The 15974-nt window shown below is 56.7% G+C and carries 15 protein-coding genes; 8 read left to right on the forward strand and 7 right to left on the reverse strand.

Features of this window, described 5'->3' with window-relative positions:
- Positions 1–41: 41 nt before the first annotated feature.
- The 3 genes from selB to C0557_RS25070 all read right to left on the reverse strand — a co-directional run bounded on the left by selB (position 42) and on the right by C0557_RS25070 (position 3960).
- Positions 42–1886 carry a selenocysteine-specific translation elongation factor gene (selB, locus tag C0557_RS25060; RefSeq protein WP_208662134.1) on the reverse strand — a complete coding sequence of 615 codons (1845 nt, stop codon included), beginning with the start codon at positions 1884–1886 and terminating at the stop codon, positions 42–44.
- On the reverse strand, positions 1883–3259 hold the full coding sequence (gene selA, locus C0557_RS25065) for an L-seryl-tRNA(Sec) selenium transferase (RefSeq protein ID WP_208662136.1): 1377 nt from the start codon (positions 3257–3259) through the stop codon (positions 1883–1885). Before selA ends, selB begins: the two co-directional genes overlap by 4 nt.
- A 92-nt stretch (positions 3260–3351) precedes the next feature.
- On the reverse strand, positions 3352–3960 hold the full coding sequence (locus C0557_RS25070) for a glutathione S-transferase (protein ID WP_208662138.1): 609 nt from the start codon (positions 3958–3960) through the stop codon (positions 3352–3354).
- A gap of 514 nt (positions 3961–4474) precedes the next feature.
- Here C0557_RS25070 and C0557_RS25075 point away from each other — a divergent pair.
- From C0557_RS25075 to trmL, 8 genes are all read left to right on the forward strand, one after another.
- Entirely contained in the window at positions 4475–6385 is a 1911-nt protein-coding gene (locus C0557_RS25075) for a PTS mannitol transporter subunit IICBA (RefSeq protein ID WP_074776242.1), read from the forward strand.
- A 119-nt stretch (positions 6386–6504) separates the two neighbouring features.
- Positions 6505–7668 carry a mannitol-1-phosphate 5-dehydrogenase gene (gene mtlD / locus C0557_RS25080; RefSeq protein ID WP_035886773.1) on the forward strand — a complete coding sequence of 388 codons (1164 nt, stop codon included), beginning with the start codon at positions 6505–6507 and terminating at the stop codon, positions 7666–7668.
- Complete coding sequence (gene mtlR / locus C0557_RS25085; protein WP_208663115.1) at positions 7668–8255, forward strand: MltR family transcriptional regulator; 588 nt, start codon at positions 7668–7670, stop codon at positions 8253–8255. Before mtlD ends, mtlR begins: the two co-directional genes overlap by 1 nt.
- A gap of 53 nt (positions 8256–8308) precedes the next feature.
- Positions 8309–8671, forward strand: a complete 363-nt coding sequence (locus C0557_RS25090; RefSeq protein WP_074776246.1) for a YibL family ribosome-associated protein — start codon at positions 8309–8311, stop codon at positions 8669–8671.
- Between the two features lie 262 nt (positions 8672–8933).
- Complete coding sequence (gene lldP, locus C0557_RS25095; protein ID WP_074776248.1) at positions 8934–10589, forward strand: L-lactate permease; 1656 nt, start codon at positions 8934–8936, stop codon at positions 10587–10589.
- Complete coding sequence (gene lldR / locus C0557_RS25100; RefSeq protein ID WP_208662140.1) at positions 10586–11362, forward strand: transcriptional regulator LldR; 777 nt, start codon at positions 10586–10588, stop codon at positions 11360–11362. Before lldP ends, lldR begins: the two co-directional genes overlap by 4 nt.
- Complete coding sequence (gene lldD, locus C0557_RS25105; protein ID WP_064562788.1) at positions 11359–12546, forward strand: FMN-dependent L-lactate dehydrogenase LldD; 1188 nt, start codon at positions 11359–11361, stop codon at positions 12544–12546. Before lldR ends, lldD begins: the two co-directional genes overlap by 4 nt.
- Positions 12547–12582: 36 nt before the next feature.
- Positions 12583–13056 carry a tRNA (uridine(34)/cytosine(34)/5-carboxymethylaminomethyluridine(34)-2'-O)-methyltransferase TrmL gene (gene trmL / locus C0557_RS25110; RefSeq protein ID WP_074776252.1) on the forward strand — a complete coding sequence of 158 codons (474 nt, stop codon included), beginning with the start codon at positions 12583–12585 and terminating at the stop codon, positions 13054–13056.
- 174 nt (positions 13057–13230) lie between these two features.
- Here trmL and cysE read toward each other — a convergent pair whose 3' ends face one another.
- From cysE to grxC, 4 genes are all read right to left on the reverse strand, one after another.
- Positions 13231–14052: a serine O-acetyltransferase gene (cysE, locus tag C0557_RS25115; RefSeq protein WP_074776254.1), complete on the reverse strand. Its 822-nt coding sequence runs from the start codon at positions 14050–14052 to the stop codon at positions 13231–13233.
- Between the two features lie 142 nt (positions 14053–14194).
- Positions 14195–15214, reverse strand: a complete 1020-nt coding sequence (gpsA, locus tag C0557_RS25120; RefSeq protein ID WP_074776256.1) for an NAD(P)H-dependent glycerol-3-phosphate dehydrogenase — start codon at positions 15212–15214, stop codon at positions 14195–14197.
- Entirely contained in the window at positions 15214–15681 is a 468-nt protein-coding gene (gene secB, locus C0557_RS25125) for a protein-export chaperone SecB (protein ID WP_074776258.1), read from the reverse strand. The genes gpsA and secB overlap by 1 nt, the downstream gene beginning before the upstream one ends.
- A 39-nt stretch (positions 15682–15720) precedes the next feature.
- On the reverse strand, positions 15721–15972 hold the full coding sequence (gene grxC / locus C0557_RS25130) for a glutaredoxin 3 (protein ID WP_007369517.1): 252 nt from the start codon (positions 15970–15972) through the stop codon (positions 15721–15723).
- Between the last annotated feature and the right edge of the window lie 2 nt (positions 15973–15974).

Below are 15974 nucleotides of genomic sequence, written 5' to 3' on the forward strand. Positions count from 1 at the left end.
TTTGTCATTTGCATGAACATTTCTGGCGCTCTGCCTGGAGCTTATTCCTTCAGGAAAAGGGCTTTATCGCGCAGGATATGGTCATTGCCGCGTCGGCGGGTAAAACCAATGCGGTCAAAATATTCCAGAATCTGAATCGCCAGTTTGCGTCCCACATTCAGCGTATCGCGGAAATCGGCGGCGCTGGTGGAACCGCGCGCCTGATCCAGATCGCGGATCATGCTGGCGAAAGTGACAATCCGATCGTTACGGTAATAACGATCTTTCACGATCGCCGTAATAAGCCCCTGCTGAGCAGCCTGTCGCAGTACGCCGCGCATCACCTGTTCATCGCTTGCGGTTTCGCGCGCCAGATCGCGCACCCACCACGGTTCATCACCAAACAGCGGCGCTACTTTTTGCCACAGATGCTCCTGTTCATCGCTGAAGCCGGTTTTGTGATCCGGCAGATGCAGCCAGCCATGATGGCTGTGAATGTCGCCCGCCTCGCGCATCCGTTCGATAAGCGTGAGCACCAGCCCCTCATCTTCTATCGGCAATGCCATGCGCCGCAGACGCTCGCGCCCAGGGCCTGGCTCTTCGCGGTGCTGCTCATGGTAGATTGCCAGCGTATCCAGCAACTTACGCTGCCAGCGCGCCGCCACCGGCGCATTCAACAGGTTATTGCCAGCACGAATAAAACCGGGGTTATCCAGCAGCACTTCCAGCCCGCGCGCGCTGAGCTGCCGCGCCCAGCCAAACGCCGTCAGATCAACGGCACCGCGCGATAAATGCGCCAGCAGCGCCTGCGCATCATCGCCCGCTTGCGCCAGCTCCGCGATCCATTGCAGATACTCAGTTTTACGTTTGCCGCGGCGCGGTGAGTTGAGTGTTACCACCCGCGCTCCGGCCAGCGTACTGCGCGCAGAGATATCACGCAGTACCAGCCGATCGTTATCGGCCAGCCACAGCGGCGTATCCAGCACCAGCTCGGCGAGACCATTTTCCAGCAGCGAAACGCGGCCGGTAACATGGCTGGCGGCATGGTGGATATGCACCGGCTGCCACTGGGTCAGCGGCGTGTGCGTTTGCAGCGCGACAATCACCCGCTCCGTTGGCTCCGGCGGTTGCTGTGACAGCAACCAGTCACCGCGGCTGAGCGCCTCTTTTTCCGCGTCCCCGGCAATGTTGAGCGCAATACGCTGCCCGGCATGAGCATGATCAACCGGCTGATTCTGCGCATGCAGACCGCGCACGCGCATCGGTGTATTCACCCCGGTCAGCCACAACGTATCGCCCACGCGCACATCGCCAGAGAGCGCCGTACCGGTCACCACCAGCCCGGCGCCTTTGACGGTAAACGCGCGATCCAGCGCCAGGCGAAAACGTTGATTTTCCGGGTGCGCGCGCTCTGGCAACTGCAACAGATGCGCACGTAATTCAGCGATGCCACGCATCTCTGTTGCGGCGGTGACAAACAGGGTCGCCTGCGGATAACCAAAGGTTTTCAGCGTTTCTTGTACTTCTGCGCGCACCTGCTCAATTCGCGCGTCATCCACGCGATCGGCTTTCGTTAGCGCCACAGTCAGCGCCGGGTTACCAGTAAGTTGCAAAATGGCCAGATGCTCGCGGGTCTGCGCCATCACGCCATCATCGCAGGCGACGACCAGCAGCGCATGATCGATGCCGCCGACGCCCGCCAGCATATTCGAGAGGAATTTTTCGTGCCCCGGCACATCAATAAACCCCGGTACGCGCCCATCCGGCTGCGACCAGTAGGCGTAGCCCAGATCGATAGTCATGCCGCGTTTTTTCTCTTCCGGCAAACGATCGGCATTCACGCCGGTTAGCGCCTCAATCAGGGTCGTTTTGCCGTGGTCAACATGCCCGGCAGTGGCAATAATCATTTCAGCAACATCTCCAGCAAGCGGGATTCATCATCAAGACAGCGGCAGTCCAGCCACAGGCGACCATCATAAATGCGGCCAATCACCGGCTGCGGCAACGCCCGCCATTGCGCCGCCAGCGCTTCCAGCCGACGCCCGCTGCCGTCGCGCGGCGTAAAGGTCACGGCTGCGCCAGGCAGGCGATCGACCGGCAAAGAGCCGCTGCCGATCTGTGACAAACAGGCTTCGACACGCAGGTCGAACTCGCTATAGCGCGCATTCAGCGCCGCGCACAGCCGCTGCGCCTGCTCGCGGATCTCCGGCTCCGGGCGCGTCAGATAACGCAGCGTCGGCAGGCTCTGCGGTAGCGTTTCCGGGTGCAGATAGAGACGCAGCGTAGCTTCCAGCGCCGCCAGCGTCATTTTGTCCGCCCGCAGCGCCCGTTTCAGCGGGTGCTGCTGCAACTGCGCAATCAACGCTTTTTTACCAACGATAATGCCCGCCTGCGGGCCACCGAGCAGCTTATCGCCGGAGAAGCTCACCAGGCTGACGCCTGCGGCGATCAGCGCCTGCGGCATCGGCTCTTTTGGCAGGCCGTAGCGGCTTAAATCCACCAGCGAGCCGCTACCCAAATCAACAATCACCGGCAGACCAGCCGCTTCGGCAAGCGTCACCAGCTCTGCTTCGTCCACCGCAGCGGTAAAACCGTCAATATGATAATTGCTGGTATGTACCTTCATCAGCAGCGCCGTGTTGTCGTTGATCGCCTGGCGGTAATCTTTGGCATGCGTGCGGTTAGTGGTTCCCACTTCATGCAGCACGCAGCACGCCTGGCGCATCACGTCCGGAATGCGGAACGCGCCGCCAATCTCCACCAGCTCGCCGCGCGACACCACCACTTCACGCCCCGCCGCCGTGGCGGCCAGCATCAGCAACACGGCGGCAGCGTTGTTATTGACGATACAGGCATCTTCCGCGCCGGTTAGCTGGCAGAGTAAATCCGCCAGCGCACGATCGCGGTGACCACGTCCGGCGCCGTCGAGATCGTATTCCAGCGTCACCGCAGAACCCATGACCGCCGCAACGGCATCGATCGCTGCCTGCGGCTGCACCGCGCGGCCTAAGTTGGTATGCAGTACGGTGCCGCTCAGGTTAAACACCGGGCGCAGCGCGCTGGCGCTGCTCTGTTCCAGCCGGGTTTGCGTCTCGCGGGCCCAGGCATCGCACCAGTCGGGTAATGTCTGCTGCTGACGGATTTGCTCACGCGCTTCGTCCTGTAGCTGACGCAGCATCTGCGTTACGCGGCTGTGGCCGAAAAGGGTTAATAAAGTGGCGAACGCCTCGTCACGTAACAGGCGATCGGTCGATGGGATCTGGCTGTAAAGAGTTGTCATGAAAAGGCCTGGCTATGAGTTGCCCCCTCCCGTCAGGGGGATTGACGTGAGGGGATTGTACAGCGACTTTGCTCAGGCCGACACCATGCTTATCAGGCCCCTGGCGGCTCTGTACGGGCGAAACTTTCACGCTGGAAGAGGTTCTCGACCAGCTTCACCAGCAACGGGTGATTCACGCACCAGCCCGGCGAGACGTGGCGGAAGTTGAGATAGCTAATCGCGCAGGCGATGGCAATGGTCGCCAGGTTCAGCGTATCCACGCTGAGCGTTCCCTCTTGCAGGTAGCGTTCCAGCGTATCCAGCCCCTGCGAAACTTTCTCCCGCTGGCGCAGCAGCTCGCTTTCCGATTGCTGCTCAACCGGGCGCGCCAGTTCACGCACCGAGACCAGCGCAGCATCCATAATGCCGTCGGCCAGCGCTTCCAGTTGGCGGATTTTCAGCGCAGCCACAGGCTCCGTCGGCAATAACGCCGGTGCGATAGCCAGTAATTCAATGTATTGCGCGATGATCGGCGAGTCGAACCAGACTTCGCCCTCATCCGTAATCAGCGCGGGGACCTTACCGAGCGGGTTATATTGCGCCACGCCGTTGATCGCGTTGTAGGGCTGCTCGTTGATAAATTCAAAGGTGATGCCCTTTTCCAGCAGCATCACGGAGATTTTGCGGACAAAAGGGCTGGTGTAGCTGCCGATAAGTTTCATTTTTGGATCCTTTTTTGCCAACAAAAAGTTAATTATGTACTAGTCGTCGTAAATTGTTTCATCAACGTGAAAACTTCCGATACTAAATTAGCTTCGCCATCCTGCCTGAAAGGAAGTTACAGGTCGTCCTGATTGTAAAAAATACAGTTTGCTGGCGATCACACTCGGAAAACTCCTGGCACAAATATCTTGTGATTTAGATCACAAATAAATAACAAAGTCGCGCCCACTATTTGTGAACCTGATCACATTTAATCCCCGTAGGCGTTCAGTTTTTATCCTTTGTTCTTTTTTTACACTGATTTTTTGTGATGAATATCACGATAAGTGACGGGGTATCCCCCACATTGATGTGACCAAGATCACATTAAAGACCATCGTCTGGACAGTTACGCAATTCGGTGCGAGATTTCGCCTCACAGATAACCCAGGTCCGGCTACCTCTGCCGCCACGTTAACAACAAAACCTCGGGCTTCCGGCCTGTGCGATAGTAAACATAAGAAGGGGTGTTTTATGTCATCCGATATCAAGATCAAGGTGCAAAGCTTTGGTCGCTTTCTCAGCAATATGGTGATGCCCAACATCGGCGCGTTTATCGCGTGGGGTATCATTACCGCATTGTTTATTCCTACAGGGTGGTTACCAAACGAGACGCTGGCGAAACTCGTCGGCCCCATGATTACGTATTTGCTGCCGCTGCTCATCGGTTTCACCGGTGGTCGTCTGGTTGGCGGCGATCGCGGCGGCGTGGTGGGTGCTATCACCACAATGGGGGTTATCGTCGGTGCGGATATGCCGATGTTCCTCGGCGCGATGATTGCCGGCCCGCTGGGCGGCTACTGCATCAAGAAATTTGACGCCGCTGTAGACGGCAAGATCAAATCCGGTTTCGAAATGCTGGTGAATAACTTCTCCGCTGGCATCATCGGTATGATCCTCGCCATTCTGGCGTTCCTGGGCATCGGTCCGGCCGTTGAAGTGCTGTCCAAAGTATTGGCTGCGGGCGTTAACTTCATGGTTGTTCACGACATGCTGCCGCTGGCGTCCATCTTTGTTGAACCGGCGAAAATCCTGTTCCTCAATAACGCCATCAACCACGGCATCTTCTCGCCGCTGGGTATTCAGCAGTCTCATGAACTCGGCAAGTCCATCTTCTTCTTAATCGAAGCAAACCCGGGTCCGGGTATGGGCGTGCTGCTGGCGTATATGTTCTTCGGTCGCGGCAGCGCGAAACAGTCTGCGGGCGGCGCGGCAATCATCCACTTCCTGGGTGGTATCCACGAAATTTACTTCCCGTATGTGCTGATGAACCCGCGTCTGCTGCTGGCAGTGATCCTCGGCGGTATGACTGGCGTGTTCACGCTGAGCGTGCTGAACGGTGGCCTGGTTTCTCCGGCTTCTCCGGGTTCCATCCTGGCAGTGCTGGCAATGACGCCGAAAGGCGCCTACTTCGCTAACATCACGGCGATTCTGGCTGCGCTGGTCGTCTCTTTCGTTATCTCTTCTATCCTGCTGAAAACCAGCAAAGTGAAAGAAGAAGATGACGATATCGAAGCCGCTACCCGTCGCGTACAGGACATGAAAGCCGAGTCCAAAGGCGCAACTCCGCTGTCGGCTGGCGATGTCACCAACGACCTGAGCCACGTACGTAAAATCATCGTAGCCTGTGATGCCGGTATGGGTTCCAGCGCCATGGGCGCAGGCGTACTGCGTAAGAAAGTGCAGGATGCTGGCCTGACCAACATCTCGGTGACCAACAGCGCAATTAACAGCCTGCCGCCGGATGTCGACCTGGTTATTACGCACCGCGATCTGACTGAGCGTGCTATGCGTCAGGTACCGCAGGCGCAGCATATTTCGCTGACCAACTTCCTGGACAGCGGCCTGTACACCAGCCTGACTGAACGTCTGGTTGCCGCGCAGCGCCACACGGACAACGAAGTAAAGGTGACAACCAGCCTGAAAGACAGCTTTGATGAGACCAACAGCAATCTGTTTAAACTGGGCGCAGAGAACATCTTCCTTGGTCGCAGCGCGAACACCAAAGAAGAAGCGATTCGTTTTGCCGGTGAGCAACTGGTGAAAGGCGGCTATGTTGAGCCGGAATACGTGCAAGCGATGCTGGATCGTGAAAAACTGACCCCGACCTATCTGGGTGAGTCGATCGCCGTTCCGCACGGTACGGTGGAAGCCAAAGACCGCGTCCTGAAAACCGGCGTGGTGTTCTGCCAGTATCCGCAAGGTGTACGCTTCGGTGAAGAAGAAGATGACATTGCCCGTCTGGTCATCGGTATCGCCGCGCGTAACAACGAGCATATCCAGGTGATCACCAGCCTGACCAATGCACTGGATGATGAGACGGTCATTGAACGTCTGGCTCAGACTTCCAGCGTTGAAGAAGTGCTGGCGTTGCTGAACAAGTAATCCCCAAAGCCCGGTGGCAAAATGCTTACCGGGCTTTTGTTCTCTCCCTTCGGGGAGAGGGTCAGGGTGAGGAGAACAGTATGTGGTTCTTCACCCAGGCCCTCTCGGGTAAAACATTTATGAAGGTTAATTCTATGAAAGCATTACATTTTGGCGCAGGTAATATCGGACGTGGCTTCATCGGCAAACTGCTTGCCGACGCGGGGATTGAACTGACATTCGCCGATGTGAATCAGGTGGTGCTCGACGCCCTGAATGCCCGTCATAGCTATCAGGTTCACGTTGTGGGAGAAAAACAGCAGATTGATACCGTTTCCGGCGTCAACGCTGTCAGCAGCATCGGTGATGAAGTGATTGACCTGATAGCGCACGTCGACCTGGTTACCACAGCCGTGGGACCGGTTGTTCTGGAGCGTATCGCTCCGGCGATTGCCAAAGGTCTGGCGAAGCGCAAAGCGCAGGGTATCAACACGCCGCTGAACATCATTGCCTGTGAAAACATGGTACGCGGTACCACCCAACTGAAAGGCCATGTGATCGCCGCACTGGCCGATGCCGATAAAGCGTGGGTGGAAGAGCATGTCGGCTTTGTCGATTCGGCCGTTGACCGCATCGTTCCGCCAGCGGAATCCGCAACCAACGATCCACTGGAAGTGACTGTGGAAACCTTCAGCGAGTGGATTGTTGATAAAACCCAGTTCAAAGGCGCGCTGCCAGCCATTCCAGGCATGGAGTTAACTGATAACCTGATGGCATTTGTTGAGCGCAAGCTCTTCACGCTGAATACCGGGCATGCTATAACCGCGTACCTTGGAAAACAGACCGGCCATCAAACCATTCGCGATGCCATCCTTGACGACGCTATCCGCGCCGTGGTGAAGGGCGCAATGGAAGAGAGCGGTGCGGTACTGATCAAGCGTTATGGCTTCGATCCCGAAAAGCACGCGGCGTACATTCAGAAAATCCTCGGCCGTTTTGAAAACCCGTGGCTGAAAGACGATGTGGAACGCGTGGGCCGTCAGCCGCTGCGTAAACTGAGCGCCGGCGACCGTCTGATTAAACCGCTGCTCGGCACGCTGGAGTACAACCTGCCGCACGCAAACCTGGTGAAAGGTATCGCCGCCGCGATGCACTACCGCAGCGAGCAGGATCCGCAGGCGCAGGAACTGGCCCAGCTTATCGAAGAGAAAGGCCCGCAGGCTGCGCTGGCGCAAATTTCCGGCCTGGATGCCAATAGCCCGGTCGTTACCGAAGCCATCGACGCATATAACGCAAAGGCATGATGCCGGTTTTGGCGCGGGAATCCCCGCGCCAGTTAACGAAATTGTCAGATATGCAGGCAATAATGGAACAAACGCAGGCTTTCGAAAACCGTGTACTCGAGCGTCTGAATGCGGGCAAAACCGTACGAAGCTTTTTGATTGCTGCCGTTGAACTGCTCAATGAAGCCGTCAATATTCTGGTGTTGCAGGTATTTCGCAAAGATGACTACGCGGTGAAATATGCTGTAGAGCCGCTGCTTGACGGAGATGGACCGCTGGGCAATTTATCCGTGCGGCTGAAGCTGATTTACGGCCTGGGCGTGATTTCCCGTGCGGAATATGAAGACGCGGAGCTCCTGATGGCGCTGCGTGAAGAGCTGAATCACGACGGTACGGAATACGCCTTTACCGACGATGAAATTCTCGGGCCGTTCGGCGAACTGCATTGCGTGGCCGCCCTGCCGCCAACCCCGCAATTTGATACCAGCGATGCCGATCTGTTCGCCATGCAGAAGCAGCGCTACCAGCAAGTGGTGCGCTCTACCATGGTGCTTTCATTGACTGAGCTAATTTCCCGCATCAGCTTAAAAAAGGCATTCCATAAGTAAGCGCCGCCGCAAATGTTGTATCCTTGCATTTTCCCCCAACAAAACTGAGCACCATGAAAGACGTTGAAAAGAACGAAATCAAGCGCCTGAGCGACCGCCTCGATGCAATTCACCACCAGCAGGCTGACCTCTCTTTAGTCGATGCGGCAGAAAAATACGCCGAACTGGAAAAAGAGAAAGCCACGCTGGAGACGGAAATTGCCCGCCTGCGCGAACAGCACAACCAGAAGCTGAGCAAAGAAGCGCAAAAGCTGCTGAAAATGCCGTTCAGCCGCGCCATTAGCAAAAAAGAGCAGGCCGATCTCGGTAAGCTGAAAAAAAGCGTTCGTGGGCTGGTGGTTGTGCACCCGATGACGGCGCTGGGCCGCGAAATGGGTCTCGACGTGATGACTGGCTTCGCCAACAGCGAATTCTAATCGGTATCGCCCTTGTCGCGTACTGAGCGCGGGGGCGACCTGAATTGGCCCTACCAATTCCACTTTGATTCTCTCCCTGCTTCACAGTTCCATTAAATCCCGTCACATACCCATTGCTCAAATGCAACATTTGGATAACCATCCGTTATCACCAACCCTACACCATCGCATTGGCAGGACCACTTTTACAAAACGTGTGACGCAGCGTTAAGCACAGACTTACCGCGTACCGGCTTTGTTGTGGTTCTCGGGAGACACCTGCATGAGCCTCTGGCAACAGAATTACGACCCGGCCGGGAACCTCTGGCTATCGAGTCTGATCGCATCGCTACCGATCCTGTTTTTCTTTTTTGCGCTGATAAAACTCAAGCTCAAAGGCTATGTGGCCGCGAGCTGGACGGTCGCCATCGCTCTTGCGGTGGCGCTGCTGTTTTACCATATGCCCGTAGATCACGCCCTTGCTGCCGTGGTCTACGGCTTCTTCTATGGTCTGTGGCCGATTGCATGGATCATCGTGGCGGCGGTATTTGTCTACAAAATCTCGGTGAAAACCGGGCAGTTCGACATTATCCGCTCATCAATCCTCTCGATTACGCCCGACCAGCGCCTGCAAATGTTGATTGTTGGCTTCTCGTTTGGCGCGTTTCTCGAAGGGGCGGCCGGGTTCGGCGCGCCGGTGGCAATCACCGCCGCATTGCTGGTCGGGCTGGGCTTTAATCCGCTGTATGCCGCCGGTTTATGCCTGATTGTGAATACCGCGCCCGTGGCGTTTGGCGCAATGGGTATTCCGATTCTGGTCGCAGGCCAGGTCACCGGGCTGGAGAGCTTTGAGATTGGCCAGATGGTAGGCCGCCAGTTGCCGTTCCTGACCATTATCGTGCTGTTCTGGATCATGGCGATTATGGATGGCTGGCGCGGCGTGAAAGAGACCTGGCCTGCGGTGCTGGTGGCGGGCGGTTCGTTTGCTGTTGCCCAATATCTGAGCTCCAACTTTATCGGCCCGGAACTGCCGGATATCATTTCGTCGCTGGTTTCGCTGGTGTGCCTGACGCTGTTCCTGAAACGCTGGCGGCCGGTGCGTATCTTCCGCTTTGGCGATATGGGCGCGGCGCAGGTTGATCTCGATTTAAAACGCACGCATTACAGTGCCGGGCAGGTTCTGCGCGCCTGGTCGCCGTTCCTGTTCCTGACGGCAACCGTCACGCTGTGGAGCGTACCGCCGTTCAAAGCGCTGTTTGCGCCAGGCGGCGCACTGTATGACTGGGTATTCAATATTTCTGTACCGCATCTCGACAAGCTGGTTGCCCGCATGCCGCCAGTTGTCAGTGCCGCTACGCCGTATGCCGCGGTGTATAAATTCGACTGGTTCTCCGCTACTGGCACAGCCATTTTGTTTGCGGCGATCCTGTCGATTGTCTGGCTGCGCATGAAACCAAAAGAGGCGGTCAGTACCTTCGTCAGTACGCTGAAAGATCTGGCGCTGCCGATTTACTCGATCGGTATGGTGCTGGCCTTCGCCTTTATCTCGAACTATTCCGGGCTGTCGTCAACGCTGGCGCTCGCGCTGGCACATACCGGCAGCGCCTTCACCTTCTTCTCGCCGTTCCTCGGCTGGCTGGGGGTATTTCTCACCGGTTCCGACACGTCATCGAATGCGCTGTTTGCCGCGCTGCAAGCGACCGCCGCTCAGCAGATCGGCGTCTCGGATGTGCTGATGGTGGCGGCCAACACCACCGGCGGCGTCACCGGCAAAATGATCTCGCCGCAGTCGATCGCCATTGCCTGTGCGGCAGTCGGACTGGTTGGTAAAGAGTCGGACCTGTTCCGCTTTACCGTTAAACACAGCCTGATTTTCACCTGCATGGTGGGTGTGATCACCACACTTCAGGCTTATGTACTGACCTGGATGATCCCATGACGGTTTTACCCCGACGCCTGGCTGACGAGGTTGCAGACCGCGTTCGGGCGCTGATTGCTGAACAACAACTGGAAGCGGGCATGAAACTGCCCGCCGAACGCCAACTGGCCGTACAGCTTGGGGTTTCGCGCAATTCGTTGCGTGAAGCCCTTGCAAAGCTGGTCAGCGAAGGCGTGCTGCTGAGCCGTCGCGGCGGCGGTACTTTTGTGCGCTGGCAGCACGATGCCTGGTCAGAACAGAATATTGTTCAGCCGCTGAAAACGCTGCTCAACGACGACCCCGATTACAGCTTTGATATCCTCGAAGCCCGTCACGCCATTGAAGCCAGTACCGCCTGGCATGCCGCCATGCGCGCCACCGAAGCGGATAAAGAGAAGATTGCCCTGTGTTTTGACGCCTCGCAGTCGGATGACCCGGATCTCGCGTCGCAGGCGGATGTGCGTTTCCATCTCGCCATTGCCGAAGCCTCGCATAATGTGGTGCTGCTGCAAACGATGCGCGGCTTCTTCGACCTGCTGCAATCCTCAGTCAAGCAGAGCCGCCAGCGCATGTATCTCGTGCCGCCCGTTTTTGCCCGTCTGACCGAACAGCACCGCGCGGTGATGGACGCCATTTTCGCGGGCGATGCTGATGGCGCACGTCAGGCGATGATGGCGCACCTCGGTTTTGTGCATACCACTATTCGACAATTTGATGAAGATCAGGCCCGCCAGGCGCGCATCACCCGCCTGCCCGACGAGCAGCATTCGCATTCAAGGGAGAAAAAAGCATGATTATTTCCGCAGCCAGCGACTATCGCGCAGCGGCAAAACGCATTTTGCCACCATTCCTGTTTCACTATATCGACGGTGGCGCGTATGCCGAATATACCCTGCGCCGCAACGTGGAAGATTTGTCACAGGTGGCGCTGCGCCAGCGGGTGTTGAAGGATATGTCCACGCTCAGCCTCGACACCACACTGTTCAATGAGAAACTCAGTATGCCGGTGGCGCTGGGGCCGGTCGGGCTGTGCGGTATGTATGCCCGTCGTGGCGAAGTGCAGGCCGCAGGCGCTGCCGATGCGAAAGGCATTCCATTTACGCTCTCCACCGTTTCGGTGTGCCCGATTGAAGAAGTGGCACCTACCATTAAACGCCCGATGTGGTTCCAGCTTTATGTGCTGCGCGATCGCGGTTTTATGCGTAACGCGCTGGAGCGGGCAAAAGCCGCAGGCTGCTCGACGCTGGTCTTCACCGTGGATATGCCGACGCCCGGCGCGCGCTACCGCGATGCCCACTCCGGAATGAGCGGCCCCAATGCCGCCCTACGCCGCTATGTGCAATCGGTTTTGCATCCGCAATGGGCGTGGGATGTGGGGGTAAATGGCCGTCCGCATGATTTGGGCAATATTTCCGCCTATCTCGGTAAACCGACCGGGCTGGAAGACTATATTGGCTGGCTGGCGAAGAACTTCGATCCCTCCATTTCCTGGAAAGACCTGGAGTGGATCCGCGAATTCTGGGACGGCCCGATGGTGATCAAAGGGATCCTCGATCCGGAAGATGCCCGCGATGCGGTGCGTTTCGGCGCTGATGGCATTGTGGTTTCCAACCACGGTGGCCGTCAGCTCGACGGTGTGCTCTCTTCCGCCCGCGCATTACCGGCCATTGCCGATGCGGTAAAAGGCGATATCACCATTCTGGCTGACAGCGGTATTCGCAACGGTCTTGATGTAGTGCGTATGATTGCGCTCGGTGCTGATTCCGTGCTGCTGGGCCGCGCGTATCTTTATGCGCTGGCAACGCATGGCCGCAAGGGCGTGGCAAACTTGCTGGATCTGATCGAGAAAGAGATGAAAGTGGCAATGACGCTGACCGGCGCGAAATCGATTCGCGAAATCAGCAAAGAATCGCTGGTGCAAACGCTCCAACAGCTACCCGCCGCGCTGGCGCCGCTGACGCATGGCGATGCGGCTTAGAGAGTGCTATCCTGCCCCCGCTATTAAGGGGGCAGTATGTTAAACATCGTATTATTTGAACCTGAAATCCCGCCCAATACCGGGAATATTATTCGCCTGTGCGCCAATACCGGTTTCAGCCTGCACATTATCGAACCGATGGGTTTTACCTGGGACGATAAACGCCTGCGCCGCGCAGGGCTGGATTATCATGAGTTCGCTGCCGTGAAGCGCCACGCGAATTACGCTGCGTTTGTCGAAGCTCAGCAGCCGCAGCGCCTGTTTGCGCTCACCACTAAAGGTACCCCTGCACACAGCGCGGTCAGTTTTCAGGACGGGGATTATCTGATGTTTGGCCCGGAAACGCGCGGCCTGCCCGCAACAATCCTTGATGCGCTGCCGCCACAGCAAAAAATCCGTATTCCGATGATGCCGGACAGCCGCAGCATGAACCTGTCAAATGCTGTGTCCGTGGTGGTGTATGAAGCCTGGCGCCAGTTGGGCTATCCCGGCGCGGTGCTGCGTAGTTAACGGATTGTCGGGTAGCGGGGATGTCTTATTCGACCTACGTATAAACGTGGCTACCGTTACTTATACATTCGTTTTTTCTGGCGTTATTGGCGAAGGCAGATTGAACACGGACAGCGCGGAAAAACCGGAACGTGCCCGTAGGCCGGATAAGGCGTCGCCGCCATCCGGCATCTTTCAGATGCCGTCGCCGTACTCAAACCCCTGGTTAATCCCATTAAAATGCTGATCCATATCCATCGACGGTTTATCGCTTTCGGGTTTGCCCACGATGCGCGCCGGGACACCGGCCGCAGTGGTGTGCGGCGGTACGGGTTGTAGCACCACCGAACCGGCACCGATTTTCGCGCCGCGCCCGACTTCAATATTACCGAGGATTTTCGCTCCGGCACCAATCATCACCCCTTCACGGATCTTCGGATGGCGATCGCCGCTGGTTTTCCCGGTACCGCCGAGGGTGACCGACTGGAGAATCGAGACGTCGTCTTCAATGACGGCGGTTTCACCAACCACAATGCCGGTGGCGTGATCGAGCATAATACCGCGGCCGATTTTCGCCGCCGGGTGGATATCCACCTGGAAGCTCACCGATACCTGATTTTGCAGGAAAATTGCCAGCGCCTGGCGGCCCTGTGACCACAGCCAGTGACCAATGCGATAGGCCTGTAAGGCGTGAAAACCTTTCAGATAGAGCAGCGGCGTGGAGTATTTATCCACCGCCGGGTCACGCGTGCGCACGGCCTGAATATCGCAGGCGGCGGAAGCGATCATTTCCGGGTCGGCAGCATAGGCTTCTTCCACCACTTCGCGGATGGCAATCGCCGGCATAATCGGCGACGCCAGTTTGTTCGCCAGCATATAACTCAGGGCGCTGCCCAGATTCTCGTGCTTGAGTAGCGTTGCATGATAAAAACTGGCCAGCATCGGCTCACACTCCGCCAGCGCCCGGGCTTCGGCTTTGATATTATTCCAGACCAGATCCAGTTCTTCACACGACATTGCTTACTCCAGGAATATCTGCGTTTCAATAAACAAAAGTATTCAGGATGCGTCGAAGCAGCAAGCCCGTGCACCCTGGCGCTTATACAAGCAGCCGGGGGCACAGACTCAGCCAACAAAGAGGCAACAAGAAGAAGTGTATTTAGTGATTGCTGCGTTCGTCTTTGCGAGCACGACCCAATAGCGTCAATGCTGCCTCGCGCGCATTCTTTCCGCAATACAATACCTGATAAATTTCCTCGGTTATTGGCATTTCAACGCCAAACCGGTGCGCCAGCGCGCGAACTTCTTTGGTATTGCGATAACCTTCCACCACCTGGCCAATTTTGTCCTGTGCGCCTTGTACATCCATTCCCTGGCCAAGCATCATGCCGAAGCGGCGGTTACGCGACTGATTGTCGGTACAGGTCAGCACCAGATCGCCTAAACCCGCCATGCCCATAAAGGTGGACGGATCGGCCCCCAGCGCCGCGCCAAGACGCGACATTTCCGTCAGACCGCGAGTGATCAGCGCCGTACGGGCATTCGCGCCAAAACCAATGCCATCAGACATTCCCGCGCCGATCGCAATCACGTTTTTCACCGCGCCGCCGAGCTGCACGCCGATGAAATCCGGGTTGCTGTAAACACGGAAGCTTTTGCCGCAGTGGAGAAGCTGCTGAAGATCTTCAGAAAATTGCGGATCGGTAGAAGCCAGAGAGATAGCCGTCGGCAAACCTGCCGCCAGTTCTTTGGCAAATGTCGGACCGGAGATCACCGCCAGCGGGATCGCCGAACCTAAAACTTCACGCGCCACGTCCTGTAGCAGTCGTCCGGTTTCCGCTTCCAGACCTTTCGTCGCCCACACAATACGTGCATCATCGCGCATCAGCGGCTTTATTTGTGACAGCACATCGCCGAAAACATGGCTGGGCACGACCACCAGAATATTGCGGCTGGCGGCCAGCGCACGCGCAAGGTCGCTTTCTAATTGCAGCGAATCAGGAAAAGGCACATCGGGAAGAAATGCGGCATTGCAACGATCGTGTTGCAGGGTCGCAATATGTTTCGGGTCATGACCCCACAGCACAACCTGGTGGCCATTTCTTGCCAGTGTGATGGCAAGAGCGGTGCCGTAAGAGCCGGCACCGATCACAGTCATTGCAGCATTAAGTGCGTTCATCAGGCATCCTGATGTTGTTCAGCACCTTCGCCAGTCTGCTGTTGCAGGTAGTTCATGAACAGCGCATCAAAGTTAACCGGCGCAAGGTTCAGTTGCGGGAATGTACCGCGGGATACCAGACTGGTGATGCATTCGCGGGCATACGGGAACAGAATGTTCGGGCAGTATGCACCCAGGCAATGCGCCATCTGCGTTCCTTCGATACCCTCGATAGAGAAGATACCGCCCTGCTGCACTTCGCACAGGAAGCCGGTTTCTTCACCAAGAGAAGCCGTTACAGTAACGCGCAATACGACTTCATAAACGCCTTCAGCCAGCTGCGTGGAAGCCGTGTCGAGATCCAGTTTCACTTCCGGCTGCCACTCTTTCTGGAAGACGTGCGGTGCATTCGGCGCTTCGAAAGAGATATCTTTCGTATAAATACGCTGAATCTGGAAAGTCATTTCGGTGTTGTTTTGTTCAGACATGAGTGAATAACCCTTAAGTGTTGTAGTGCTTTAAAAGCATTAACGTAAAAGCGGATCCAGCCCGCCACGCGCATCCAGCGCATATAAATCGTCACAGCCGCCAATGTGCTGTGCATCAATAAAAATCTGCGGAACCGTTGTACGGCCACTACGTTGAATCATCTCTTCACGTTTTACCATGTCGCCATCGATCGGCAACTCAGCAAAAGCGACGCCTTTGCTGCTCAGCAGCGCTTTTGCACGGTGGCAAAACGGGCAGGTTGCTTTCGTGTAGATCTCAATATTGGCCATGA

It is taken from the genome of Kosakonia sp. MUSA4 (genome assembly GCF_013085925.1).
In the GTDB taxonomy this organism is placed as follows: domain Bacteria; phylum Pseudomonadota; class Gammaproteobacteria; order Enterobacterales; family Enterobacteriaceae; genus Kosakonia; species Kosakonia sacchari_B.